The 22,816-nt window shown below is 64.9% G+C and carries 22 protein-coding genes; 6 read left to right on the top strand and 16 right to left on the bottom strand.

Annotation, left to right across the window (positions count from 1 at the left end; translation table 11 throughout):
* Positions 1-6: 6 nt before the first annotated feature.
* Positions 7-1,509, top strand: a complete 1,503-nt coding sequence (ppx, locus tag PCLY_RS00880; RefSeq protein ID WP_061237358.1) for an exopolyphosphatase — start codon at positions 7-9, stop codon at positions 1,507-1,509.
* A gap of 252 nt (positions 1,510-1,761) precedes the next feature.
* Here the strand turns inward: ppx and ppk1 are convergent, their stop codons facing one another.
* Together ppk1 and hemB are read right to left on the bottom strand one after the other, a co-directional pair.
* Positions 1,762-3,945: a polyphosphate kinase 1 gene (gene ppk1, locus PCLY_RS00875; protein WP_061237357.1), complete on the bottom strand. Its 2,184-nt coding sequence runs from the start codon at positions 3,943-3,945 to the stop codon at positions 1,762-1,764.
* 19 nt (positions 3,946-3,964) lie between these two features.
* Positions 3,965-4,978, bottom strand: a complete 1,014-nt coding sequence (gene hemB, locus PCLY_RS00870) for a porphobilinogen synthase (RefSeq protein ID WP_061237356.1) — start codon at positions 4,976-4,978, stop codon at positions 3,965-3,967.
* Between the two features lie 413 nt (positions 4,979-5,391).
* Here hemB and PCLY_RS00865 point away from each other — a divergent pair, with 413 nt between their 5' ends.
* Entirely contained in the window at positions 5,392-5,946 is a 555-nt protein-coding gene (locus PCLY_RS00865) for a DedA family protein (RefSeq protein ID WP_061237355.1), read from the top strand.
* On the opposite strand, the gene PCLY_RS00860 is transcribed toward PCLY_RS00865, so the two are convergent.
* The gene (locus tag PCLY_RS00860; protein WP_061237354.1) at positions 5,914-7,158 is read right to left on the bottom strand and encodes a sterol desaturase family protein; all 1,245 of its coding nucleotides are present in this window, start codon (positions 7,156-7,158) and stop codon (positions 5,914-5,916) included. The two genes, PCLY_RS00865 and PCLY_RS00860, sit on opposite strands and share 33 nt — an antisense overlap.
* A gap of 164 nt (positions 7,159-7,322) precedes the next feature.
* Here PCLY_RS00860 and elbB point away from each other — a divergent pair, with 164 nt between their 5' ends.
* Positions 7,323-7,982: an isoprenoid biosynthesis glyoxalase ElbB gene (gene elbB / locus PCLY_RS00855; RefSeq protein WP_061237353.1), complete on the top strand. Its 660-nt coding sequence runs from the start codon at positions 7,323-7,325 to the stop codon at positions 7,980-7,982.
* Positions 7,983-8,169: 187 nt separating this feature from the next.
* The gene (locus PCLY_RS00850) at positions 8,170-8,637 is read left to right on the top strand and encodes a thioesterase family protein (RefSeq protein ID WP_061237352.1); all 468 of its coding nucleotides are present in this window, start codon (positions 8,170-8,172) and stop codon (positions 8,635-8,637) included.
* Positions 8,638-8,730: 93 nt separating this feature from the next.
* Here PCLY_RS00850 and PCLY_RS00845 read toward each other — a convergent pair whose 3' ends face one another.
* The 6 genes from PCLY_RS00845 to PCLY_RS00820 form a co-directional block, all read right to left on the bottom strand.
* A complete protein-coding gene (locus PCLY_RS00845) occupies positions 8,731-9,180 on the bottom strand; it encodes a YaiI/YqxD family protein (protein WP_061237351.1) in 450 nt (149 codons plus the stop codon).
* Positions 9,181-9,232: 52 nt separating this feature from the next.
* On the bottom strand, positions 9,233-9,568 hold the full coding sequence (locus tag PCLY_RS00840) for an enhanced serine sensitivity protein SseB C-terminal domain-containing protein (RefSeq protein ID WP_061237350.1): 336 nt from the start codon (positions 9,566-9,568) through the stop codon (positions 9,233-9,235).
* A gap of 123 nt (positions 9,569-9,691) precedes the next feature.
* Positions 9,692-11,587: a cytochrome c/FTR1 family iron permease gene (locus PCLY_RS00835; RefSeq protein WP_061237349.1), complete on the bottom strand. Its 1,896-nt coding sequence runs from the start codon at positions 11,585-11,587 to the stop codon at positions 9,692-9,694.
* A 158-nt stretch (positions 11,588-11,745) separates the two neighbouring features.
* Positions 11,746-12,378 carry a LysE family transporter gene (locus PCLY_RS00830; protein WP_061237348.1) on the bottom strand — a complete coding sequence of 211 codons (633 nt, stop codon included), beginning with the start codon at positions 12,376-12,378 and terminating at the stop codon, positions 11,746-11,748.
* 74 nt (positions 12,379-12,452) lie between these two features.
* A complete protein-coding gene (locus PCLY_RS00825; protein WP_061237347.1) occupies positions 12,453-12,992 on the bottom strand; it encodes a mechanosensitive ion channel family protein in 540 nt (179 codons plus the stop codon).
* Positions 12,992-14,905: an ATP-binding cassette domain-containing protein gene (locus tag PCLY_RS00820; protein ID WP_061237346.1), complete on the bottom strand. Its 1,914-nt coding sequence runs from the start codon at positions 14,903-14,905 to the stop codon at positions 12,992-12,994. The genes PCLY_RS00825 and PCLY_RS00820 overlap by 1 nt, the downstream gene beginning before the upstream one ends.
* 38 nt (positions 14,906-14,943) lie before the next feature.
* Here PCLY_RS00820 and PCLY_RS00815 point away from each other — a divergent pair, with 38 nt between their 5' ends.
* Positions 14,944-15,387, top strand: coding sequence for a TIGR02444 family protein (locus PCLY_RS00815; RefSeq protein WP_061237345.1), 444 nt, complete (start codon positions 14,944-14,946; stop codon positions 15,385-15,387).
* On the opposite strand, the gene PCLY_RS00810 is transcribed toward PCLY_RS00815, so the two are convergent.
* Complete coding sequence (locus PCLY_RS00810) at positions 15,384-16,328, bottom strand: AlgP family protein (RefSeq protein WP_061237344.1); 945 nt, start codon at positions 16,326-16,328, stop codon at positions 15,384-15,386. The two genes, PCLY_RS00815 and PCLY_RS00810, sit on opposite strands and share 4 nt — an antisense overlap.
* A gap of 136 nt (positions 16,329-16,464) precedes the next feature.
* Here PCLY_RS00810 and PCLY_RS00805 point away from each other — a divergent pair, with 136 nt between their 5' ends.
* Positions 16,465-17,112: an FKBP-type peptidyl-prolyl cis-trans isomerase gene (locus tag PCLY_RS00805; RefSeq protein WP_061237343.1), complete on the top strand. Its 648-nt coding sequence runs from the start codon at positions 16,465-16,467 to the stop codon at positions 17,110-17,112.
* A 58-nt stretch (positions 17,113-17,170) separates the two neighbouring features.
* Here the strand turns inward: PCLY_RS00805 and PCLY_RS00800 are convergent, their stop codons facing one another.
* The 6 genes from PCLY_RS00800 to hemC all read right to left on the bottom strand — a co-directional run bounded on the left by PCLY_RS00800 (position 17,171) and on the right by hemC (position 22,699).
* Positions 17,171-17,644, bottom strand: coding sequence for an Rsd/AlgQ family anti-sigma factor (locus PCLY_RS00800; protein ID WP_061237342.1), 474 nt, complete (start codon positions 17,642-17,644; stop codon positions 17,171-17,173).
* Between the two features lie 310 nt (positions 17,645-17,954).
* The gene (locus tag PCLY_RS00795) at positions 17,955-18,446 is read right to left on the bottom strand and encodes a disulfide bond formation protein B (protein WP_061237341.1); all 492 of its coding nucleotides are present in this window, start codon (positions 18,444-18,446) and stop codon (positions 17,955-17,957) included.
* Positions 18,447-18,597: 151 nt separating this feature from the next.
* On the bottom strand, positions 18,598-19,845 hold the full coding sequence (locus tag PCLY_RS00790) for a heme biosynthesis HemY N-terminal domain-containing protein (RefSeq protein ID WP_061237340.1): 1,248 nt from the start codon (positions 19,843-19,845) through the stop codon (positions 18,598-18,600).
* Entirely contained in the window at positions 19,842-20,981 is a 1,140-nt protein-coding gene (locus PCLY_RS00785; RefSeq protein ID WP_061237339.1) for a uroporphyrinogen-III C-methyltransferase, read from the bottom strand. Before PCLY_RS00785 ends, PCLY_RS00790 begins: the two co-directional genes overlap by 4 nt.
* A gap of 12 nt (positions 20,982-20,993) precedes the next feature.
* The gene (locus PCLY_RS00780) at positions 20,994-21,764 is read right to left on the bottom strand and encodes a uroporphyrinogen-III synthase (RefSeq protein ID WP_061237338.1); all 771 of its coding nucleotides are present in this window, start codon (positions 21,762-21,764) and stop codon (positions 20,994-20,996) included.
* Positions 21,761-22,699: a hydroxymethylbilane synthase gene (hemC, locus tag PCLY_RS00775; RefSeq protein WP_061237337.1), complete on the bottom strand. Its 939-nt coding sequence runs from the start codon at positions 22,697-22,699 to the stop codon at positions 21,761-21,763. Before hemC ends, PCLY_RS00780 begins: the two co-directional genes overlap by 4 nt.
* Positions 22,700-22,816: the final 117 nt, after the last annotated feature.

Here is a 22,816-nt window from a genome sequence, read left to right as displayed (position 1 = left end):
GCAATCATGCCCCAAGCCCCTGCCGAGAGTTTTCCCTTGATCGCCGCCATCGACCTGGGCTCGAACAGCTTTCACATGGTTCTGGCCAAGGCCGACAGTCACGAGATTCGCATCCTCGAGCGCCTTGGCGACAAGGTGCAGCTGGCTGCAGGCCTGGATGACGAGCGCCAGCTCAGCGAAGAGGCGATGCAACGTGGCCTGGATTGCCTGCGCCGCTTCGCCCAGTTCACCACCACCCTGCCCGAGGGTGCGGTGCGTGTGGTCGGTACCAACGCCCTGCGTGAAGCGCGCAACCGCGCCGTGTTCATCCGCCGCGCCGAGGAGATTCTCGGCCATCAGGTCGAGGTGATCTCCGGGCGCGAAGAAGCGCGCCTGATCTACCTCGGCGTCTCGCACAGCATCGCCGACACCCCCGGCAAGCGCCTGGTCGCCGACATCGGCGGCGGCAGCACCGAGTTCATCATCGGCCAGCGTTTCGAGCCGCTGCTGCGCGAAAGCCTGCAGATGGGCTGCGTCAGCTTCACCCAGCGTTACTTCAAGGACGGCAAGATCACCCCGGCGCGCTATGCCCAGGCCTACACCGCCGCTCGTCTGGAACTGATGGGCATCGAGCAGGGCCTGCGCCGTCTCGGCTGGGAGGATGCCGTCGGGGCATCCGGCACCATCAAGGCCATCGGCCTGACGACCAAGGCCGCCGGCCTGAGCAATGGCGAGATCACGGTCGAGGGCCTGGCCTGGCTCAAGCGCAAGCTGTTCAAGCTGGGTGACGTGGAGAAGATCGACCTCGACGGCATCAAGCCGGATCGACGCGGCATCTTCCCGGCCGGCCTGGCGATTCTCGAAGCCATCTTCGACGCCTGCGACATCCAGCGCATGAGCCACTCCGAGGGCGCCCTGCGCGAAGGCGTGCTGTACGACCTGCTCGGCAGACACCAGCATGAAGACGTGCGCGAGCGCACCCTGGCGGCGTTCATGGAGCGCTATCACGTCGATGTCGATCAGGCCGCACGGGTCGAAGCCAAGGCGCTGTCGGCGCTGGACAAGGTGGCGACCGACTGGGGCCTGACCGACGACTGGAACCGCGAGCTGCTCAGCTGGGGCGCCCGAGTCCACGAAGTGGGCCTGGATATCGCCCACTACCAGTACCACAAGCATGGCGCCTACCTGATCGAGCACTCCGACCTGGCCGGCTTCTCCCGCCAGGACCAGCAGATGCTGGCCCTGCTGGTGCGCGGCCACCGCCGCAACATTCCCAAGGACAAGTTCGCCGACTTCGGCGAGGAAGGCGTGAAGCTGATGCGCCTGTGCGTACTGCTGCGCTTCGCCATCCTGTTCCACCACATTCGCGGCACGCAGAGCATGCCCGAGGTGAAGTTCAAGGTGGGCGAAAACAGCCTGGAGATTCTCTTCCCCGAAGGCTGGCTGACCGCCAACCCGCTGACCCAGGCGGACTTCGAAGCCGAAGCCGAGTGGCTCAAGCGTATCGACCTGACCCTGAGCGTGTGCTGATTACCTTCTGAGGCAAACCCGCTATCAACCCCGTAGGGTGCGCCGTGCGCACCGGTGTTTCGGCGGTAAGCCTGTAGGGCGGGTGCAACCCGCCAAGACCGCAAAGCCCTCTCCTCCGGCCTGATCGCCAGCGATCAGGTGCTCATCGGCGTAAGAAGCACTAAGGCACGCGGCCATATAAGCCCTCTCCCGCCCTTCGGGCACCCTCTCCCGCAAGCGGAGAGGGTCATCAGATCGCCGCAAGCGGCCTTTTTAGCGCGTCACAATTACCGGTGCGGTGAGCTTCTCCAGCAGGCCGGACTGCGCGCTGCGCGGGTTCTGGTTGCCGGTAGGCTGCTGACGCAGGTAGCGACCGTCGGACTGCAGCACCCAGGCCTGGGTGTTGTCGGTCAGGTAGCTTTCCAGCTCCTTCTTCACGCGGGTGATGAGCTTCTTGCCTTCCACCGGGAAGCAGGTCTCCACGCGCTTGTCGAGATTTCGCTCCATCCAGTCGGCGCTGGACAGGTAGATCTTCTCGTCGCCGCCGTTGAGGAAGTAGAACACCCGCGTGTGCTCGAGGAAGCGGCCGATGATCGAGCGCACCTGGATGTTGTGCGAGACCCCGGCGATGCCCGGGCGCAAGCAGCACATGCCACGCACGACCAGATCGATCTTCACCCCGGTCTGGCTGGCCTTGTACAACGCGCGGATGATCTTCGGATCAGTCAACGAATTGAACTTGGCGATGATCTGCGCCGGCTTGCCTTCCGCTGCCGCGGCGGTTTCCTTGGCGATCAGGTCGAGCAAGGTCTTCTTCAGGGTGAAGGGCGCGTGCAGCAGCTTCTTCATGCGCAGGGTCTTGCCCATGCCGATCAGCTGGCTAAACAGCTTGGCCACGTCCTCACCGAGCGCCACGTCGGCGGTCAGCAGGCTGTAGTCGGTGTACAGCCGGGCATTGCCGGCGTGGTAGTTACCGGTACCGAGGTGCGCATAACGGACGATCTCGCCGTTCTCGCGGCGCAGAATCAGCATCATCTTGGCGTGGGTCTTGAAGCCCACCACACCGTAGATCACCACCGCACCGGCCGCCTGCAGACGGCTGGCCAGTTGCAGGTTGGACTCCTCGTCGAAGCGTGCACGCAGCTCGATCACCGCGGTGACTTCCTTGCCGTTGCGCGCGGCCTCGACCAGCGCGTCGACGATCTCCGAGTTGGCCCCGGAGCGATACAGGGTCTGCTTGATCGCCAGCACGTGCGGGTCTTTCGCCGCCTGGCGCAGCAGGTCGACCACCGGCGTGAAGGACTCGAAGGGGTGCAGCAGCAGGATGTCCTGCTTGCTGACCACGTTGAAGATGTTCTCCGAGTTCTGCAGCAGCTTGGGGATCACCGGGGTGAACGGCGCGTACTGCAGGTCCGGGTGGCCATCCAGGCCGGTGATGCTGAACAGGCGGGTCAGGTTGACCGGGCCGTTGACCTGATAGAGCTCACCCTCGGTCAGGCCGAACTGCTTGAGCAGGTGATCGCGCAGGTGTTTCGGGCAGGTATCGACCACCTCCAGACGCACCGCATCGCCGTAACGACGGCTGAACAGCTCGCCGCGCAAGGCGCGCGCCAGGTCTTCGACGTCCTCGGTATCCACCGACAGGTCGGCGTTACGGGTCAGGCGGAACTGATAGCAGCCCTTGACCTTCATGCCCTGGAACAGGTCATCGGCGTGGGCGTGGATCATCGACGAGAGAAACACGTAGTTGTCGCCCGGGCCGCCGACTTCTTCCGGCACACGGATGATGCGCGGCAGCAGACGCGGCGCCGGGATGATGGCCAGACCGGAGTCGCGACCGAAGGCATCGACGCCCTCCAGTTCGACGATGAAGTTCAGGCTCTTGTTCACCAGCAGCGGGAAGGGGTGCGTCGGGTCGAGGCCGATGGGGGTGATGATCGGCGCGATCTCGTCGCGGAAGTAACGGCGCACCCAGGCCTTGAGCTTGGTCGTCCAGTAACGGCGGCGGATGAAGTTGATGTTGTGCTTGGCCAGCGCCGGGAACAGCGTGTCGTTGAGGATGGCGTACTGACGCTCGACCTGCTCGTGCACCAGCTCGCTGATACGCGCCAGCGCCTGGTGCGGCTGCAGGCCGTCGGCGCCGGCCTGTTCACGGGCGAAGTTGATCTGCTTCTTCAGGCCGGCGACGCGAATTTCGAAGAATTCGTCGAGGTTGCTGGAGAAGATCAGCAGGAACTTCAGACGTTCGAGCAGCGGATAGGACTCGTCCAGCGCCTGTTCCAGTACGCGGATGTTGAACTGCAGCTGCGACAGTTCACGGTGGATGTACAGACTGCTGTCATCCAGGCCGGGAATCGGTGCCGGCGGCGGGGTTTCCACCACTGGCGTCTCGGCGACCACCTCGGCCGGAGGCGGGTTGTTGTCGAGCACTTCGCTGTTGAGTCCTTCGCTGTTCATTGCTGGGTTCCTGAGGGCGTCATTGCCCTTGTTTTAGCAGTTCTGCCGCCCGTACGGCGAAATAGGTGAGGATGCCATCGGCACCCGCACGTTTGAAGGCGGTGAGCGACTCCAGGATGACGGCCTCGCTGAGCCAGCCGTTCTGGATCGCGGCCATGTGCATGGCGTACTCGCCACTGACCTGGTAGACGAAGGTCGGCACCTTGTAGGCATCCTTCACGCGCCAGAGGATGTCCAGGTAGGGCATGCCCGGTTTGACCATGACCATGTCGGCGCCTTCGGCGAGGTCGGCGGCCACTTCATGCAGCGCCTCGTTGCCGTTGGCCGGGTCCATCTGGTAGCCGAGCTTGTTGCCCTTGCCGAGGTTGGCGGCCGAACCCACTGCATCGCGGAACGGGCCGTAGTAGGCGCTGGCGTACTTGGCCGAGTAGGCCATGATGCGCACGTTGACGTGATCGGCCAACTCCAGCGCCTCGCGGATCGCCTGCACGCGGCCATCCATCATGTCCGACGGCGCCACCACCTGGGCACCGGCCTCGGCATGCGACAGCGCCTGCTTGACCAGCGCATCGACGGTGATGTCGTTCTGCACGTAGCCGGACTCGTCGAGGATGCCGTCCTGACCATGGGTGGTGAAGGGGTCGAGGGCCACATCGCTGATCACGCCGAGCTCGGGGAATTTCTCACGCAGGGCACGAATCGCGCGCTGAGCAATGCCGTCCGGGTTCCAGGCCTCGGCACCGTCGAGCGACTTCTTCTCCAGCGGCGTGACCGGAAACAGCGCCAGCGCCGGAATGCCCAGCGCTACCCAGTGCTCGGCTTCCTTGAGCAGCAGATCGATCGACAGGCGCTCGACGCCCGGCATCGAGGGCACGGCTTCACGACGGTTTTCGCCGTCGAGGACGAACACCGGCAGGATCAGGTCATCGACGCTCAGGCGGTTCTCGCGCACCAGGCGGCGGGAGAAATCATCGCGACGATTGCGACGCAGGCGAGTGGCAGGGAACAGACGATTGGCGGGGGTAACGCTCACGGCAGACTCCAGAGCCCGCACAGGCGGGCCAGTGTGACAGGTTATAGAACCTGTTCACGATTTCGCGAGCTAGAGCTGTGCAAGGCAAAAACAGGTGAGTAGGCGGAGCGTGCTCCAGCACATGAGCATGACTCACTTCGCTCGCCCCTTCGGGGCCGCACTGATTAGTGCGTTAGCCGCAAGCGGCTGTCTGAGCCTGTTTTTAACGCAGCAGAGCCGACGCGCGGCAGATCGTGGAGAGGTTCTACGAACATTATGACCAAATGATGACAGCGGCATGACGCGATGCGACTGCGGGTCGCAGCCAGAGCGGCGGCAATGCCACGAAACCTGACCATTGTGGCATGACGCGCCACCTTCCGGCTTGCTCGTGGTCAGAGTAGTCTTCAGCACCCCTTCATCGAGCGCACGGCATGCTGCAAGACCTGATCGGCCAGTTTGGCTACCCGGCACTGGTACTCGGCACCTTCCTCGAAGGTGAGGTGTCATTGCTGCTGGCGGCCTACATGGCCGTGCGCAACGTACTGGAGATCGAATGGGTGGCGCTGTGCGCCTTTCTCGGTACCTTCGCCAGCGACCAGCTGTGGTACTACCTGGGCCGCCGCCACGGCCGCGCGCTGCTGGCACGCAAGCCGCGCTGGCAGCCGCTGGGCGACCGTGCCAGCGCACTGATCCAGCACTACCCGGACCTGTGGGTGCTGTGCTTTCGCTTCCTCTACGGCTTGCGTACGGTGATGCCGCTGACCATCGGCCTGTCCGGCTATTCGTGGCGCCGCTACCTGCTGCTCGACGCCATCGGTGCCGGCGTCTGGGCCGGTGGTATCAGCCTGCTGGCCTACAGCCTGGGCAACGCCATGGGCGGCCTGCTCGACGAGTTACGCAACTATCAGGTCATCCTGCTCGCGGCCGTGGTGCTGCTGCTTGCCCTCGCCTGGCTAAACCGGTGGCGTCAGCGCCGGCGCGGCTGAGCCGCGAGCCAGCCAGATACCCAACAGGCTGAGCAGGCTGTAGCCGATCAGCCAGATCCAGGCACTGGCACCCGGCGTCAGCATGCCGAATTCGCCGGCCAGCCAGAGCGCCGGCAGGTTGCTCGCCAGACGCAGGCACTCCATAGCCCAGGCATTGCGGCGATTCTCCAGCCACATGCCGATGCTGCACAGGCCCAGCGCCATCCACAGACACGCCAGCAGCACGGCACTGAGCGCCAGCGAATCACCCTGCGCCAGCAGCCATACACCGGCCAGCAGGTAGCAGACGAACTGCAGCAACGCGTAGACCTGAGCCGCACGCCCCAGCGGCACCTCGAACTTGCGAAAGTTGCTCAGGTCCGCCTTGGCCTGGGGATAGCGCGCCGCCACGTCAGCCGGGCGCCAGCCGGTGGGCATGAACCAGAGGCGCACCTTGTCCCACCAGGAACCGGCACGCCTGGCGTCGTGCCAGAGCCCGGCGTAAACCTGCAGGTTGGCCCACAACGGGTTCCAGCTGGCCAGGGGCACGGTCACGCCGAAGATCACCGGTTCCTCGTCGAGTTCTTCCTGGTAAGTGCCGAAAATTCGGTCCCAGACAATGAACACGCCGCCGTAATTGCGATCCATGTAGAGAGGATTCTGTGCATGGTGCACGCGGTGGTTGGACGGGGTGATGAACAGCCACTCGAACCAGCCCAGCTTGGGGATATGGCGGGTATGCACCCAGAACTGATAGAGCAGATTCAGCGCCGCCACGCTCAGGAACACCAGCGGCGGTACGCCGACCAACGCCATCGGCAGATAGAAGATCCAGCCGAAGATGAACCCGGTACTGGTCTGGCGCAAGGCGGTGGAGAGGTTGTAGTCCTCGCTCTGGTGATGCACGGCATGGGCTGCCCAGAGCACGTTGCGCTCGTGGCCCAGGCGGTGGTTCCAGTAGTAGCAGAGGTCATAGAAGACGAAGGCGAAGAGCCATACCCAGAGGCTGTCTTCGGCCAGTTCGAACAATGCCAGATGCTCCCAGGCGAAGGCGTAGGTCAGCAGGCCGACCACCTTGGTCAGCACACCGGTGGCCTGCGACAGCACGCCGGCGCCAAGGCTGCCCAGGGCATCGGCCAGGCGATAGGTGCGCAGTCCGCGCCAGCGGTCAGCGAGCAATTCCAGGCCGATCAGCAGGAAGAAGAAGGGTACTGCGTAGAGAACGAACGCCATATCGTTGTACTTGTGTCGGGAATGGGCTGTTATTCATCCTATGCCCAGCTTGGCCAGATTTCGCGGCGGCAAATGACAGCCCGAGTGGCATTTGGCGACATCACCGAGATTGGTAACACCCGCGCCCGATTCAGGGCTGCGTCTTTCCTCACCAGGAGTCGAGCATGAACAAGAAAGTGGCAGTGATCCTGTCCGGCTGTGGCGTCTACGATGGCGCCGAGATCCATGAAAGCGTGATCACCCTGTTGCGCCTCGACCAGCGTGGCGCCGAGGTCCAGTGCTTCGCCCCCAACGTGCAGCAGCTGCACGTGGTCGACCACTACAGCGGCGACGAGATGAACGAGACGCGCAACGTCCTGGTGGAATCCGCACGTATCGCCCGAGGCCAGATCAAGGACGTGAAGGCGCTGCACGCGGCAGACTTCGACGCACTGATCCTCCCAGGCGGTTTCGGTGTGGCGAAGAACCTCTCCGACTTCGCCACCAGCGGCGCTGGCTGCAGCGTGCAGCCGGACGTGCTGGCCGCCTGCAAGGCGTTCGTCGATGCCGGCAAGCCAGTCGGCCTGATGTGCATCGCCCCGGCGCTGGCAGCGAAGATCTTCGGCGCCGGCGTGGTGTGCACCATCGGCAACGACGCAGACACCGCCAGTGCGCTGACGCAGATGGGCGCCGAGCACCATGAATGCGAAGTCAGCGAAATCATCGAAGACAGCAAGCGCAAGCTGGTGACCACGCCGGCCTACATGATCGCCCAGTCCATCGCCGAAGCGGCCTCGGGCATCAACAAGCTGGTCGACCGCGTGCTGGAGCTGACCCACCACTGATCTGGCTGGCGTTGCGCTTTGATAGGCAGCGGGGTTCTGTGGGGCAGGCTTCAGCCCGTCGTCACTGCTCGGTGATAGCGCCCATTGCAGGGCGCTTCGGTCATTGGCCAGGGCAGTCCGGCCGCGCGACTGGTCAAGCCGTGCGGGCTGCGGCAGCGTGGCAGTAGAACTCACCGGAGCCCCTGCCATGTCTCAGCCCTTCGTCCTCAGCCACGACCTGCAACAGGCCGTGGCGGGCTTCTTCCAGCGCATCCCCTTCAATCAGGTGCTCGGTATCGAGCTCGATGAGCTGAGCCCCGAGCGGGTGACCATGCACCTGCCGATGAAGCCCGAACTGATCGGCAACTTCGTCCACGGCATCCTACACGGCGGAGTCATTTCCTCCCTGCTCGACGTATGTGGCGGCGCCATGGCACTGATCGGCGCCTTCGCCAATCACCAGCACCTGCCAGCTGCCGAGCGCATGAGCAAACTGTCCAAGCTCGGCACCATCGACCTGCGCATCGACTACCTGCGTCCTGGCCGTGGCCAGCGTTTTACCGCCACGGCCACGCCCCTGCGCGCCGGCAACAAGGTGGCGGTGATCCGCATGGAGCTGCATAACGACGAGGGCGTGCTGGTGGCGGTGGGCACCGGCACCTACCTGTGTGGGTAGCGACCCCGCACATTGTCGGAGGGGCTTCAGCCGCGACTGGCGCCACCTTGATCGCCGCTAAAGCGCCTCCCACATCAGCGGTGCGTAGCCTGGCTAACGACTCAAACGCGTGAGAATCCGATCCAGCGCATTGGCGAAGGCCTGGCGGTCCTTTTCCGAATACGGCGCCTGACCGCCGCCCACCTGTCCCTGTTCACGCAGGTCAGTGAACAGATTGCGCACCGCCAGGCGCTCGCCCATGTTGCGCTCGTCGAATTCGCGACCACGCGGGTCGAGCGCGGCAACGCCCTTCTTCACCAGGCGGTCGGCCAAGGGCACGTCACTGCAGATCACCAACTCACCGGGCACGGCGTGCTCGACCAGATGATCGTCGGCCGCATCCGGCCCACTGGGCACCACGACCAGCTTCACGCAGGCGAAATTCGGCCTGGCCACGGCCTGACCGGCCACCAGCACCACCTCGAAGCCCCGTTTGAGGGCGAACTTGACCACCTGATCCCGCGCCGCCCGAGGGCAGGCGTCGGCGTCGATCCATACACGCATGCAGCAACTTCCGCAGAACACTCAGCGCCCAGTATGCCAGCAGACGAATGACTCAGGCGCTGTAGAACGGCTCGCAGCGCTCACGCACGGCGCGCGACAGGTTGTCGTCGGCCAGTTCGATCAGATCCAGCTCCAGCTCATCGGGCAGCAACTCGGCCACCAGCGCCGCCAGACGCCGCTGAGCGTGCACATCGGCGCCGGAAATCGCCAGCAGCAGGCGCGGCTGCGGACCAATGGCCGGATCGCGCAACGCCGCGAGGAACGCCTCGCGCACGGCAAGCTGGGCGCAGGCCGCAGACAGGGCCTGCTCCAGGGAGGGATGACGCAGAGCAGCCAACGCCAGATCGGGACTGTCGGCGTAGTGAGTGGAGTGGATCGAGGAAGACATGCGCGCACTCGGCAGAGAAATGAAGCCAGCCTAGGCGCACTGAGACCCGCTGTCGTGGCAGCGGTTCACGCTATCGCGCAACGAGGGCGAGCAATGTCGCCCCCGTTCACGCCTTGTCCAGGCTCAGGCCTGAGCCGCTGCGCGGCGTCGTTCGCCCAGCAGGCTGCGCCCGTACAGCAAGGCGATGCCGGCCAGCGCCAGCCCCTGCGCCGACAGGCTCCAGGCATCGGCATGAATACCCAGCCAGTCGAACTCGAAGAACGCCACCGGACGGGTGCCGAGCACCCCGGCCTCCTGCAGCGCGGCAACACCGTGGCCGGCAAAGACCACGGAAAGCACGCACAGCAGCACCGCGTTGACGCCGAAGAAGGTCGCCAGTGGCAGCTTGCGCGAGCCACGCAGGATCACCCAGGCCAGACCGATCAACAGCACCAGCGCGGCCGCGGCGCCAGCCAGCACGGCGCCATGTCCGGCAGGGCCAGCCTGCAGCCAGAGGGTTTCATAGAACAGGATCACTTCGAACAGCTCGCGATACACCGAGAAGAACGCCAGTACGGCGAAGCCGAAACGGCCACCGCCACCGACCAGGCTGCTCTTGATGTAGTCCTGCCAGGCCGCAGCGTGGCGCCGATCATGCATCCACACGCCGACCCACAGCAGCACCACGCTGGCGAACAGCGCCGTGGCGCCTTCGAGCAACTCGCGCTGGGCGCCGCTGATGTCGATCAGGTAGGCCGCCACCGCCCAGGTCGCGACACCGGCGAGCAACGCCAGCCCCCAACCGATGTGCACACTGCGTACGGCCTGATCCTGTCCGGTGTTACGCAGGAAGGCGAGAATCGCCGCCAGCACCAGGATAGCTTCCAGGCCTTCGCGCAGCAGAATCAGCAGGCTGGCGAAAAAGCTCAGGCTATCGTCCATGGCGCCATCGGCCAGCAGCGCCGCAGACTTGTCCAGCTCGGCCTTGGCCCGTTCCAGCGCCTGGGCCGCCTGCGCGACGCTGGCACCATCCTGCAGCGCCTGCCGGTAGGCCATCAGGGCGCGCTCGGTGGTCTTGCGCTGTACCGCATCGAGGTTGTCGAGAGCACCCTCGACCAACTCGAAACCTTCCAGGTAGGCACCGACGGAAAGATCATAGGCCTGCTCGCGATCGCCATCGCGGTAGGCCTGCAGGCTGTGCTCCAGCGTGGAGCGGGTGTAACCGATCAGTTGCTGCGGACCGCGCTGCTCCAGCACCGGATGCGCACGCTGGGCACGAAACGCGGCGACATCGCCCCCGGCGGCGGCAATCTCGGCAGGCGTGCGGCCGGCCAGTTCGCTCATGGCGAAGCGTGTCTGTGCCTGCCCCGGTGCCGGCGCGGCGCTAAAGCCGGCGATATAGGTGGCCAGATCCCAGCGTTGGCGCTCGTCGAGCTGATCGGCGAAGGCCGGCATGTCGGTGCCCTCGATGCCCAGGCCGAGCGTGTTGTAGAGGTCGTAGAGGCTCAACCGATCCAGGCGCGCGGCATCACGCAGATTGGCCGGGGCCGGCTCCAGACCGATACCGGCAGGTCCATCACCCAGGCCGCTGTCGCCGTGGCACACCGAGCAGTGCTGAGCGTAGAGCGGCGCACCGCGTTCCGGGTCAGGTGTCAGCACCGGGGCTTGCGCGACCTGATAGAGCTCGGCCAGACGTGCGCCCAGCTTGCGCGCGGCGCCAGCGACTTTCTCGCCAGGTTGGCGCTCGGCAATCGCCTGATGCAGCTCGCCAACGCCCTGCTCCAGCTCGGCACGCCCGGCCTGAACAGGCAGGGCGACGATCAGGCCCTGCAGTACATCGAGAAACTCCAGCTGTTCCTGATACTCACCGGCATCGACTACCTGGCCGTCGGCGACGGTGGCCGGGTAGTCAGCGCCGATATAACCGATCAGGTGCAGCGCCTGAGCGGCACCGTCGAGGGGCTCGGCCAGGGCGAAAAAGCTGAGGCTGGCCAGCAACGGCAGCATCAACCAGGAAAGCGAGAAACGAAAGCGGATCATTAATGCATCCCAAACGAGAATGGGTGGCATTAAATTGTTGCCGGCCTAACGGCGGAGCACAAGAACAATCTGAAATATCTGGTAACAATCAGCCGAACGGAGTGTTGCGGCCAGCCCCGGAGCGGCACCGATCAGTTGCTGACCGGTGCGAACGAGGCTCAGACGGCCGCGCGCTTGACCGTCGCCAGCAGACCGGCAGCGGCGGCGAACAGCGCAGCGAAACTGCGATTCATCACGCGCTGCTGACGGGGCGTACGCAACAGGCGCAGGACGCGCGAGGCAAGACCGGTGTAACCGGCCATGACGATCAGATCGACGATGATCATGGTCACGCCCATCACCAGGTACTGCGCCACCAGCGGTGCATGCGGATTGATGAACTGCGGCAACACCGCGAGCATGAAGACCATGGCCTTGGGGTTGCTGAAATTGACCAGAAAGCCGCGCAACACCAGGGTCAGCGGCCGACCGATGGGGCGTTCGGCGGTCCCGGTATCCAGATCGCCGGGCAGGGCAACCCATTGCTTGTAGGCAAGGAAGGCCAGATAAGCCACGCCGAACCACTTGATCAGGCTGAACGCCAGGGCAGAAGTGGCAAGGATGGCGCCCACACCCGCTGCGACGATGGCGATCTGCAGCGCCAGGCCGAGCTGCAGGCCAAGCGCGTTCCAGTAACCGCGCCGGAAGCCGTATTGCATACCAGCCGACATCGAGGCTACGGCACCGGCACCCGGCGACAGGCTGATGACCCAGCAGGCGACGAAGAAAGCGAGCCAGGTTTCCAGAGCCATGATGCGTACCTCGATAAGCTGAAATCGGGAATAGCGCTACAGCGTACTACTGCATAAGCGCCTCGACCAGTGACTCAACGCCAGCGGCGCACCGACTTCTGGAAGAACAGACTGTTGGGCACCTGAAGCACGGCGCCGACCGCATCCTCGCTGAGATCCTGCAGCGTGGTGTAGAACAGATTGATGGAAATCACCCTGCCCTTGACCCCCGGCTTGTCCGCACTCTCGATGACCTCGACCGTGTCACCCAGGCGAAACGGCCCCATGGTGAAGATCAGGAGCGCGCAGAACATGTTCGACAGCACGCTCCAAATGGCGAAGAAAGCCACCGCTGCAACGGCGGTGAAGCCGGTCAGCGCGGTCCAAAGCACGGTTGCCGATACACCCAGGCGCTCCAGCACCATGAGCAGCGCGCTGCCCATGATCAGCCAGCGCACCAGGCCGCGCAGCGGCTGCAGCACCTCCGCCGGGAGCAGGCTGTAGCGGGCGCCAAGACGGCTGATGGCGCGGGTGAGAATGCGCTGGGCGATCCAGGCCAGCAGGATGATCAGCAGCACCTGCCCCGCGCGAACCAGCGGGTCGCGCCAGGCTGCCAGCAGCTCAAGCTGTTCCATTACTCGGCTTCCTCCAGTTGCTGCTGCAACGCCTCCAGGGTTTCCAGTGCCAGCAGCCAGGCTTCTTCCAGCTCAGCCTCGCGGGCCTTGAGCTGCGCCTGTTCGGCCAGGCGCTGGCGCAACTCATCCTTGCGAGCGGACTCGTACAGGCCGCTGTCGCCCAGCTGGGTTTCCACGCCGGCGAGTTTTTCCTGGACCTTGCCCAACTCCTGTTCGAGCTTGTCGGCCTGCTTCTTGTGCGGCGCCAGTTGCTGACGCAGCGCAGCAGCAGCCTGACGCTGAGCGCGCTTGTCGGTCTTGTCTGCCGCGCCTTCGACCGGCGTGCTCGGTGGCGCCTGGCGCTGGCGGTAATCGACCAGCCAGCGCGCATAGTCGTCGAGATCGCCGTCGAAGGGCACAACACGGCCCTCGGCAACCAGCAGGAACTCGTCGGTGGTGCTCTTGAGCAGATGGCGGTCGTGCGAGACCACCACCACGGCACCGGCGAACTCCTGCAGGGCCATGGTCAGGGCCAGGCGCATTTCCAGGTCGAGGTGGTTGGTCGGTTCGTCGAGCAGCAGCAGGTTGGGTTTGCCCCAGGCAATCAGCGCCAGAGCCAGGCGTGCCTTCTCGCCGCCGGAGAAATTCACCACCGGCTCGTCGCAGCGTGCACCGCGAAAATCGAAGCCACCGAGGAAATCGCGCAGGGTCTGCTCGCGCTCGCTCGGCGCCAGGCGCTGCAGGTGCAGCAGCGGGCTGGCCTTGTCGTCCAGCGCGTCGAGCTGGTGCTGGGCAAAGTAGCCGATCACCAGATTCTCACCACGGGTCAGGCTGCCGCCCAGCGGCTGCAGTTCAGCCGAGAGGTTCTTGATCAGCGTCGACTTGCCCGCGCCGTTGGGGCCGAGCAGACCAATGCGCGCGCCGGGCACCAGGCTCAGCTTGACCTGCTGCAGCACAGTCTTGTCGCCATAGCCGAGGCGCCCTTCGCTGAGGCTGAGCAGCGGCGTGGAGATCTTGTCGGCCTCGCGGAAGACGAAATCAAACGGCGAGTCGACATGCGCCGCGCTCAGCTCCTCCATGCGCTCCAGGGCCTTGATCCGGCTCTGCGCCTGGCGCGCCTTGGTGGCCTGGGCCTTGAAGCGGGCAATGTACTTTTCCATGTGCGCACGCTGTGCCTGCTGCTTCTCGTAGGCCTGCTGCTGCTGAGCCAGGCGCTCGGCGCGGGTACGCTCGAAGGCGGTGTAACCACCGCGATACAGGTTCAGCTTGCGCTGCTCGACATGGGCGACGTGATCGACCACGGCATCGAGGAAATCGCGGTCGTGGGAAATCAGCAACAAGGTGCCGGGGTAGCTTTGCAACCAGCCTTCGAGCCAGAGAATGGCATCCAGATCCAGGTGGTTGGTCGGCTCATCGAGCAGCAGCAGGTCGGACGGACACATCAGTGCCTGAGCCAGGTTCAGACGCATGCGCCAGCCGCCGGAGAAGTCGCCGACACGACGATCCATCTGCGCGTTCTCGAAGCCCAGACCTGCCAGCAGCTTGCGGGCGCGGGCGTCGGCGGTATAACCGTCGGCGCTGTCCAGCTCGCTGTGCAGACGGGCGATGGCCGCACCGTCATGCGCCTGCTCGGCAGCGGCCAGCTCGGCCTGCACGCGGCGCAGGTGGTGGTCGCCGTCAAGCACGTAGTCCACCGCCAGGCGTTCGAGGTCATCGACCTCCTGGCGCATGTGCGCGATGCGCCAGTCGCCCGGCAGCAGGCAATCGCCGGCGTCTGGCGTCAGCTCCCCACGCAACAGGGCGAACAGACTGGATTTGCCGGCGCCGTTGGCACCGATCAGGCCGGCCTTGTGACCGGCGTGCAGGGTCAGCTCGGCGCCTTCGAGCAGGCGTTGCGGACCACGCTGTAGAGTGAGGTTCTGGAGTCGGATCATAATGGCGGCGGAGTCTACCAAATCGCCCCGGAGGCCGCGTGCAGGATCTGTGGAATTTCGCTCTAGAGCTCTACGCCAGAAACGGCGTGGAACAGGCCTGCCTGGAACTGCAGGATTCAGGTAACGACGTCTGCCTGTTGCTGACCGGCGCCTGGCTGCAGCAACGCGGTGTGCGCTGCCTGGATGAACGCTTGCATGCCATGCAGGAACTGGCTGGTCCCTGGCAACGCGAGGTGATTTCACCCTTGCGTCAGACGCGTCGCAAATGGCGCAGTACCGCCAATCAGGATGCGGAGCTGACCGCCTTGCGCGAACAGATCAAGAAACTGGAACTGCAGGCCGAGCGGGTATTGCTCGAACGATTGCAGGCGCTGGCCGGTGGCTGGCCAGGTGAGTCAGTCGATGACGACTGGCTAAGCCGCCTGGGCGGAGGGAACGGCACCGCGCTGCAGGTGCTGCGCGGCGCCGTCAGTTCGCCTTAGGAAGCGCCCTGGGTGCTGCTCGCAGCAGGTGCCGCAGGGGCTGCTGGAGCGGCCGGAGCCGGAGCAGCCGGGGCGGCAGCTGGCTTGGTCGCCGCAGGCTTGGCGGGAGCCTTTTTCACCGGAGCCTTCGCAGCGGCAGGCTTCTTCGCGACCGCTGGCTTGCCCGCTGGCTTGGCCGGCGCAGCCTTGGCGGCCGGCTTGGCCGCAGGTTTGGCTGCAGCAGGCTTCGCGGCGGGCTTACTGGCAGCGGCGGGCTTGGCCGGCGCTTTCGCCGCAGCTGGCTTAGCAGCGGGTTTCGCAGCAGGCTTGGCGGCAGCGGGCTTGGCGGCTGCTTTAGGCGCAGCTGGCTTGGCCGCTACCGGTTTGGCTGCCGGTTTGGCCACTGGCTTACTGGCTGCGGGTTTGGCTGCGGGCTTGCTCGCCGGCTTGGCGGCAGCTGGTTTGACTGGCGCTTTCGTCACCGGCGCTTTTGCAGCAGCAGGCTTCTTAGCAGCAGCCGGCTTGCTGGCTGGTTTGGCAGCTGGCGCGGCAGCTTTGGCTTCGCGCGTATCCAGCGCCTTGCCAGCGGCTTCCTTCACTTTGCCAACGCCCTGGGCCAGTTTCAGGCTTTCCTGAGCATCGCGCTTGAGCTGGGCGATATAGGAGCGGGTTTCGCTCTGACGGGCCTTGAGCGCATCGAGCAGCTCTTCCAGCTCGGCAACTGCATCCTTGGCCTTGGCTTGCGCCTTGGCTTTGCCGGCAACGGCGGCGTCCTGCAGCTTGCTGCGGGCCTTGTGCAGTTTTTCCTGCGCCTTGCCACGCTGTTTCTCCAGCTTGGCGAGCAGTTTTTCGGCGTCGATCAGCGCTTGCGAGCAGGCATTTTCCAGGTGCTCGAGCAGGCTGGCAGACAGTTGGTGCAACAGGTGCAGCGGGGTAGTAATGGACTTCTTCTTGGCCGACATGGCGCGCCTCCAGGCGGATGTGGATGCGCCCATACTAGTCGCAGCCGCGAGGCCCCGCCATAGGCCTTTTGGCCACAGCAGCAAAGGCGCTGTTCGCCTGGCATAATCGCCAGCATCTTGATCGGGAGACATCGTCATGAGCCGCGCCGTAATAGCCGCCTTCGCTATCTGTTGCAGCCTGGGCGTGCAGGCCGACCAGCATCAGCAGGACCTGGCCTACAGCCTCGGTGTGCGCCTTGGCGAGCGCCTGCACGAAGAGGTGCCCGACCTGCCCCTGAACGAGCTGCTCGAAGGTTTGCGCCAAGCCTACGAAGGCAAGCCCCTGCGGCTCGAAGCCAATCGTGTCGAACAGCTGCTCGACGAACACGAAGCCCGCATCGAAGCCTCGCCGCAACGCCACACCAAGGCCATAGAGGCCGAGCAGCGCTTTCTCGCCGAGCAAGGTCGGCGCCCGCATGTACGTGCGCTGGACAATGGCGTGCTGGTGACGGAGCTGAGTCCAGGCAGCGGCCCCACGCCTACAGCCCGCAGCCGCGTGCAGGTGAGTTACCGCGGCGAACTGGCCGACGGTAGCGTCTTCGATGAAAGCAGCACGCCGCAGTGGTTTCGCCTGGACAGCCTGATCGCCGGCTGGCGCAGTGCGCTGCTGCAAATGCCGAAAGGCGCTCATTGGCGCCTGGTGATTCCATCGAATCTGGCTTACGGGGAAGAAGGTGCAGGTGATCTGATACCACCCCACGCACCACTGGTATTCGACCTGCGCCTGCTCGACGTGACCGACTGAGCTCAGGCCTGCCCATGAAAAATGGCCCGGACTTGTCCGGGCCATTTGCATCAAGCGTTCAGAGCGCCTCGGCGGCCTGTTCCTGATGGGAGTTGTGCAACACCTCGATCAGGCAGTCTTCCAGCTCAAAGCGCTCGTGCAGCAGCTGCCCCAGCTGATTGAGCTCTGCCACCAGCGAGGTGCTGTCACGGCAATCGCCGTTGTCGCAGTGGTCGTTGAAGGCCAGTGCCACCGCGGTGATGGCTTCGATGCGCGGATAGATCTGTTTGGCCAGCTCCAGACCACGCTGATCATTGAAGGCCTTGGCTTCATTGGTCAGCTGCTCGTAGACCTCGAAATGCCCCGCCGACACATAGTCGACCAGCAACTCGCAAAACCCCTGCAGGGACTCGCAATTGATGGCAGGCGCCTGTGGTGACTGGGTAAGGGTGGTGTAGGCCAGCACCAACTCGCGGCGCTCACCCAGCCAGCGATCGATCAGTTGGTGAACCCCGCCCCAACGTTCCTGTGCGTTCCGACAACTATCAAGCATGATGAACCTCGCTTCCCTTATCGCTGTTGCCTGTTATACGCCCGTTCCCGAGACGTTTTTCATGGCCTGCCTTCCTTGGTAGCCATCCTTTGGGCCGTCGCAGCGCGACATTGGCAACCTTTCCCGACGACTTTTTGTCAGTCGACACCCAAACCCGAAGAAACAACCAAAAAAATGGCGTTTTCCGATGGTGCTTGCGAGCCAGATTATGCTCGTGGGCACCCACCATCAAGGCATGGTCGCGAGAAAACTTCATACGAGCGTTTGATCCCGAAGCCACGACCGGCGCAGCCTCGTGCAATTCGCATTCTCAATCGCGGCGCAGAAGCTGGAACAGGCAAAACCCGAGCATGCCGATGAAGCCCAACAGGCTCCACTCGGGGATGCTCATGCCGAACAGTGTCCACTTCACCTCGGCGCAATCAGCACTGCCCTGGAAGACCAGGCGCACGATGTCCTGCATCGGCAGGGCTTCCATCATGAACTCCAGGCTCGGCAGGCAGGCTTCGAGTTGATCGGCCGGTACGCTCTGCAACCAGATCTGGCGGCCAGCGGTAGCGGCACCGGCTCCCGCGAACAGCAGCGCCAGCACGGCGTAGACGCGGCGGCCCACGCGGCCCGGGCCGTGAATCGCGGCAATCAGGCAGACCACGCCGAAGAGAACCACACAGATACGTTGCAGCACGCACATCGGACAGGGCTCAAGCCCTACGACGTGTTCCAGGTAAAGCGCAGCCGCCATCAGCAGTACGCAGCCGATGAATGCCAGGAAAAACAGGGGACGCGGACTGGCCAAGTGCATGGTGGCTCCGGGAAGGAAATCGAGGGCAGTACGGTAGAGGAAAGCGAGGGCGCCTTTCAAGGCGCCCTCGTGCTCAAAGCTGACAGTTCATCATGCGGGAACGCCCCCCTGTCCGCACGCGGGGCCGACCGCGGCAATCTGCCGCAATCGTTCAGGCGCTCACAGCCTGCGGCTGCGGCAACGGCGGCAGGCCCTGATGCAGCAGCCCGAGGCTTTCCAGCAGCAGTTGATTGCTACGCTCGAGCTCGCCCAGCTGCGCCAGCAGGCGCGCCAGCTCGGCACAGGTTTCCGGGTGGCGTTCGAGCTTCAGACTGGTCTCGAAGTAGTCACGCGCCTTGCCCCACAGCTGGTTCTGCAGGCAGAGGCGACCGAGAGTGAGCAGCAGGGCCGGGTCCTGCGGGTGCTCCTTGAGCCAAAGCTCGGCGATTTGCAGCTGACGGGCCGGATCGGCCCCCCGCAGCACGCCGTAGAAGCGTGCCAGACGGCTGTCGTAGCCCCGCTTGAGCGCACTGCGCAGAACCTCTTCGGCTTCTTCCTGCGCACCGAGACGACGCAACTGCTCGACATAGGTGGCGATCAGTTCCGGCTCCTGGCGCAGCGGCGCGGACAGCTGCTGCCAGGCCTGTGTCAGCGGCTGCAGAGCGGTTTCCGCGTTGCCCTGGCCTGCCTGTCCGGCGTCCGCCAGGCGACCGCGCCAGGTCTCGCGCTCCAGCTCGTCGAGTTCAGCGGCTGGCAGCGCCTTCTCCTTGCGCAGCTCAGGCAGCAGCCCGAGTAGCGCCGACCAGTCGTGCCGCTGCAGGTACAGTCGCTGGAGCTGACGCAGCACCAGGTGGTGCCCCGGGTGGCGCTCGCGCATGGCCTGCAGGGTTTCCAGCGCCGCCTCGCTGTCGCCACGATTGCGTTGCAGCTCGGCGTGGGTCAGGGCAATCGCCAGTTCGGCCTGGGGCTGCTTGTTCAATGCGCGCTCAAGCAGCGCGTCGCTCTGCTCGTGCTGGCCAAGTTTGCCGGCGGCCCGCGCGGCACCCAGGTAATACATCAACGGCCGGTCATCGGCTTCGGCAGCCCGGGTCAGTTGGCGCTGCGCACGCGCCCAGCGGCCTTCGGCCAGATCCTGCATGCCCTGCTCGGAGGCCAGGCGAGCGCGACGATTGCGATGCAGACGCGACCAGGGATTGGCCAGGCGCGTCGAGCTGAGCAACAGACGCAGCGTCCACTTGATCAGGTAGTACAGCACCACGACGACCACCAGCAGACCAAGGAACGCCCACAGGCCGGACTGGTAACGGAAACCCTTGTAGGCGAACAGTACATAACCGCGGTCAGCCTCGATGGCCAGGCTGAGCAGATACAGTCCGGCGGCGACGGCCAGAAACAGCAGGAGCCAGATCAGGCGTTTCATTGCGCCTCCCCGGCCGCAGCGGCCCCCTGCCGACGTTGCGCGTGCTTGCGTTGCAGGTAGGCCTGCAGCGCATCGAGCGACTCGCTCAGATCCGGCACCTTGACCTCGACACTGGCGTCGGCCAGCTCAGCGAAGCGCTGGCGCAGGGCACGGCTGTCGGGGTTGTCCAGATTGAAGTGGGCGTCGAGGATTTCCTCGGCCTGCTTCAACGACTGCTGGTAGACGCCGGTCTGGCCATGCAGCGCAGCCCACTGTGCCTGTTCCAGCGCCAGCGACAGGCTCAGACGAACCTGCGACAGGCTTTGCCCGGACAGCAGCGGACGCACATTGCGATCTGCGTCGAACTCTATGCGGAAGTAGTCGGAAAGCTTCTTCAGCCACTCGCGCCACCAGACATTGCCATCGCCTTCGGCCGCCAGTTCGGAGAGTACGTCGCCCTGCCCCTCGAGGGTCGGTGCCAGGGGGTTGAGCGTCGCGGCCTGCTCACGCAGGGCGCCCAACTGCAGGAACAGACCGACGCGATCCGGCCGCGCCGTGGTGCGCAGCGCTTCCAGGCTGCGGCTCAGCTGCTCGCGGGCGGCGAAGGCGGCTGGATCATCCTGATCGCGAAGGATGTCGTCAGCCGCAGATACCAGCGCCTCGGCGCTGGCCACATCCTGCAGGGCGGACAGGCGCAGAATCGCAAGACGCAGCAGGTGCTGGGCCTCGTCCAGGCGCCAGTCCTGGCGGCTGCCATCGAGCACCGACTCCAGTCGCTGGCTCAGGCGCTGCTGATCGCTCTGCAGGTTGGCCAGCAGGCGACGACGCTCGTCCAGTTCGCTGGCACTGGGCAACTCGGCGAGACGGCTATCGACCTGCCGGGACAAGTCCGTCACCTGCTTGGCGCTGTCGTCGCGGGTGCGTTGCAGATCGTCGGCCTGCTGCTGATCGCGGCTCTGCATCGCATGCAGTTGCCAGAGGCTCCAACCGCCTGCCCCGGCGCCGGCCAGGCCAACCAGCAGCGCGAATGCGGCAAGGCCGCTACCAGCACCAGCACCACTGCGCGATGCCTTCACCGGTGGCGGTGTAGGGGTGGGTTTCACGGCTTCGCTGGCCGGTTTTTCTTCTGGCGTGTTCGGGGTGGATGCTTCGCTCACGTATCCGTCCTTTTAGAGGGCGGCAGCCGGAAACTGCTCCAAGGCTGCCTGCAAGGCCGCGGCACTGGCGCCACGACAGTCCACAACGATCTCCGCACCCGCATTACGCGCCTGCTCGGCGACGCGCGGGCTGGGTACGAACAAGGGTAGCCGAGCCAACGCCGGCCAGTCATCGCCGGCAAGCTGCAGCAGATGTTCGAAACCCTGTCCACTGCTGACAACCAGGCCATTCAGGCGTTCCGCTAGCACCCGCCGGTTCAGCTCGCCCGCCGCATATTGCGGCAGTATGCGGCGATACAGTGGCAGATAGTCGACCGTCACACCTTGGCCGCGCAAGCGTTCTGCAAGGAATTCTCGGCCACCCTCGCCACGCAGGATCAGAACGCGCGGTGCGGATGCCGCTGCAATGGCGCGATGTAGCGCGGGCAGGGCGAGCAGCGCTTCACTGTCATCGCCCGAATCAGGGAAATATACACGCAGGCCGTGCTCGCCGAGCACGGCGGCGGTGGCGGCCCCCACGCTGAACCAGGGTAGATCGGCTGTCGGCGCCGCAGATTGCTTCAAGAGCCGCAGGCCAATCCGAGCCGCCGGCTTGCTCACCACGATCACCGCACAGTAGCGCTGCAGCTCGGCGAAGGCGCTACGCTGTTCGGGCGTTTCATCCAGCGCCTCGATGGCCAGCAAAGGCATGCAGTGACTGACGACGCCCCGGACACCCAGGGTCTGCGCCAGCACCGCACAATCCTCGGCAGGACGGGTCAGCAGCAGGCGCCAGTTGCTCAAGAGTGACCGGCCTCACCGTAGACGGCCTTGAGAATGGCGTCAGCCCCCTGCGCCAGCAGCGCCTCGGCGACACGCACACCCAGGGCTTCGGCATCACTGCTGGCAGCGCGCTCTTCGGCACGCAGCAGCAGGCCTCCGTCGGGCTGGCCGACCAGGCCGCGCAGCCACAGCTGGTCATTCTCCAGCAGCGCGTAACAGGCGATGGGCACCTGGCAGCCGCCGTTGAGATGCTTGTTCAGCGCGCGTTCGGCAGTGACGCGCAACGCGGTCTCACCATGATGCAACGGCGCCAGCAAGGCGTGTACGTCGCTGTCGGCGCTGCGGCACTCGATGCCCACCGCGCCCTGGCCGCCAGCCGGCAGGCTGTCTTCGGCGCTGATCGAGCTGCGGATGCGATCCTCGAAGCCCAGACGAATCAGGCCGGCAGCGGCGAGGATGATGGCGTCGTACTCGCCAGCATCGAGCTTGGCCAGACGGGTATTCACGTTGCCCCGCAGGAACTGGATCTTCAGGTCCGGCCGGCGCGCCAGCAACTGGGCCTGACGGCGCAGGCTGGAAGTCCCGACCACACTGCCAGCGGGCAGCGCATCGAGGCTGTCGAAGGTGTTGGAGACGAAAGCGTCGCGCGGGTCTTCACGCTCACAGATGCAGTACAGACCGAGCCCTTCGGGAAAGTCCATCGGCACGTCCTTCATCGAGTGCACGGCAATGTCGGCCTCGTTTTCCAGCAGTGCGGTTTCCAGCTCCTTGACGAACAAACCCTTGCCGCCAATCTTCGCCAGCGGCGCGTCGAGCAGCTTGTCGCCGCGGCTGACCATGGGCACCAGGCTGACCTTCAGACCAGGGTGGGCCTGTTCCAGGCGGGCTTTGACATATTCGGCCTGCCACAGGGCCAGGGCGCTCTTACGGGTGGCGATGCGGATTTCGCGGGACATGGGGCAATTCCAGAAAACGGATTGCCGCGAATCATAACAGGCTCGCCCGGCGCCGGCGGAACGAGGCGGCCATAGGCCGCAGGTGTGTCGGTCACTGCGAAGAGGATGACGCCCTGG

It is taken from the genome of Ectopseudomonas composti (assembly GCF_001567565.1).
GTDB lineage: Bacteria > Pseudomonadota > Gammaproteobacteria > Pseudomonadales > Pseudomonadaceae > Aquipseudomonas > Aquipseudomonas composti_A.
This window is presented reverse-complemented; position numbering and strand designations above follow the sequence as displayed.

What these genes read in the sequence shown, in the direction of transcription:
- ppk1 (WP_061237357.1), bottom strand. Translation starts at nt 3,945, where the DNA reads ATGAACAGCGAAGGACTCAACAGCGAAGTGCTCGACAACAACCCGCCT.
- PCLY_RS00820 (WP_061237346.1), bottom strand. Translation starts at nt 14,905, where the DNA reads ATGATCCGACTCCAGAACCTCACTCTACAGCGTGGTCCGCAACGCCTG.
- PCLY_RS00830 (WP_061237348.1), bottom strand. Translation starts at nt 12,378, where the DNA reads ATGGCTCTGGAAACCTGGCTCGCTTTCTTCGTCGCCTGCTGGGTCATC.
- PCLY_RS00825 (WP_061237347.1), bottom strand. Translation starts at nt 12,992, where the DNA reads ATGGAACAGCTTGAGCTGCTGGCAGCCTGGCGCGACCCGCTGGTTCGC.
- PCLY_RS00865 (WP_061237355.1), top strand. Translation starts at nt 5,392, where the DNA reads ATGCTGCAAGACCTGATCGGCCAGTTTGGCTACCCGGCACTGGTACTC.
- PCLY_RS00850 (WP_061237352.1), top strand. Translation starts at nt 8,170, where the DNA reads ATGTCTCAGCCCTTCGTCCTCAGCCACGACCTGCAACAGGCCGTGGCG.
- PCLY_RS00835 (WP_061237349.1), bottom strand. Translation starts at nt 11,587, where the DNA reads ATGATCCGCTTTCGTTTCTCGCTTTCCTGGTTGATGCTGCCGTTGCTG.
- PCLY_RS00860 (WP_061237354.1), bottom strand. Translation starts at nt 7,158, where the DNA reads ATGGCGTTCGTTCTCTACGCAGTACCCTTCTTCTTCCTGCTGATCGGC.
- hemC (WP_061237337.1), bottom strand. Translation starts at nt 22,699, where the DNA reads ATGTCCCGCGAAATCCGCATCGCCACCCGTAAGAGCGCCCTGGCCCTG.
- PCLY_RS00800 (WP_061237342.1), bottom strand. Translation starts at nt 17,644, where the DNA reads ATGCTTGATAGTTGTCGGAACGCACAGGAACGTTGGGGCGGGGTTCAC.
- PCLY_RS00810 (WP_061237344.1), bottom strand. Translation starts at nt 16,328, where the DNA reads ATGTCGGCCAAGAAGAAGTCCATTACTACCCCGCTGCACCTGTTGCAC.
- PCLY_RS00845 (WP_061237351.1), bottom strand. Translation starts at nt 9,180, where the DNA reads ATGCGTGTATGGATCGACGCCGACGCCTGCCCTCGGGCGGCGCGGGAT.
- ppx (WP_061237358.1), top strand. Translation starts at nt 7, where the DNA reads ATGCCCCAAGCCCCTGCCGAGAGTTTTCCCTTGATCGCCGCCATCGAC.
- PCLY_RS00805 (WP_061237343.1), top strand. Translation starts at nt 16,465, where the DNA reads ATGAGCCGCGCCGTAATAGCCGCCTTCGCTATCTGTTGCAGCCTGGGC.
- elbB (WP_061237353.1), top strand. Translation starts at nt 7,323, where the DNA reads ATGAACAAGAAAGTGGCAGTGATCCTGTCCGGCTGTGGCGTCTACGAT.
- PCLY_RS00795 (WP_061237341.1), bottom strand. Translation starts at nt 18,446, where the DNA reads ATGCACTTGGCCAGTCCGCGTCCCCTGTTTTTCCTGGCATTCATCGGC.
- PCLY_RS00840 (WP_061237350.1), bottom strand. Translation starts at nt 9,568, where the DNA reads ATGTCTTCCTCGATCCACTCCACTCACTACGCCGACAGTCCCGATCTG.
- PCLY_RS00790 (WP_061237340.1), bottom strand. Translation starts at nt 19,845, where the DNA reads ATGAAACGCCTGATCTGGCTCCTGCTGTTTCTGGCCGTCGCCGCCGGA.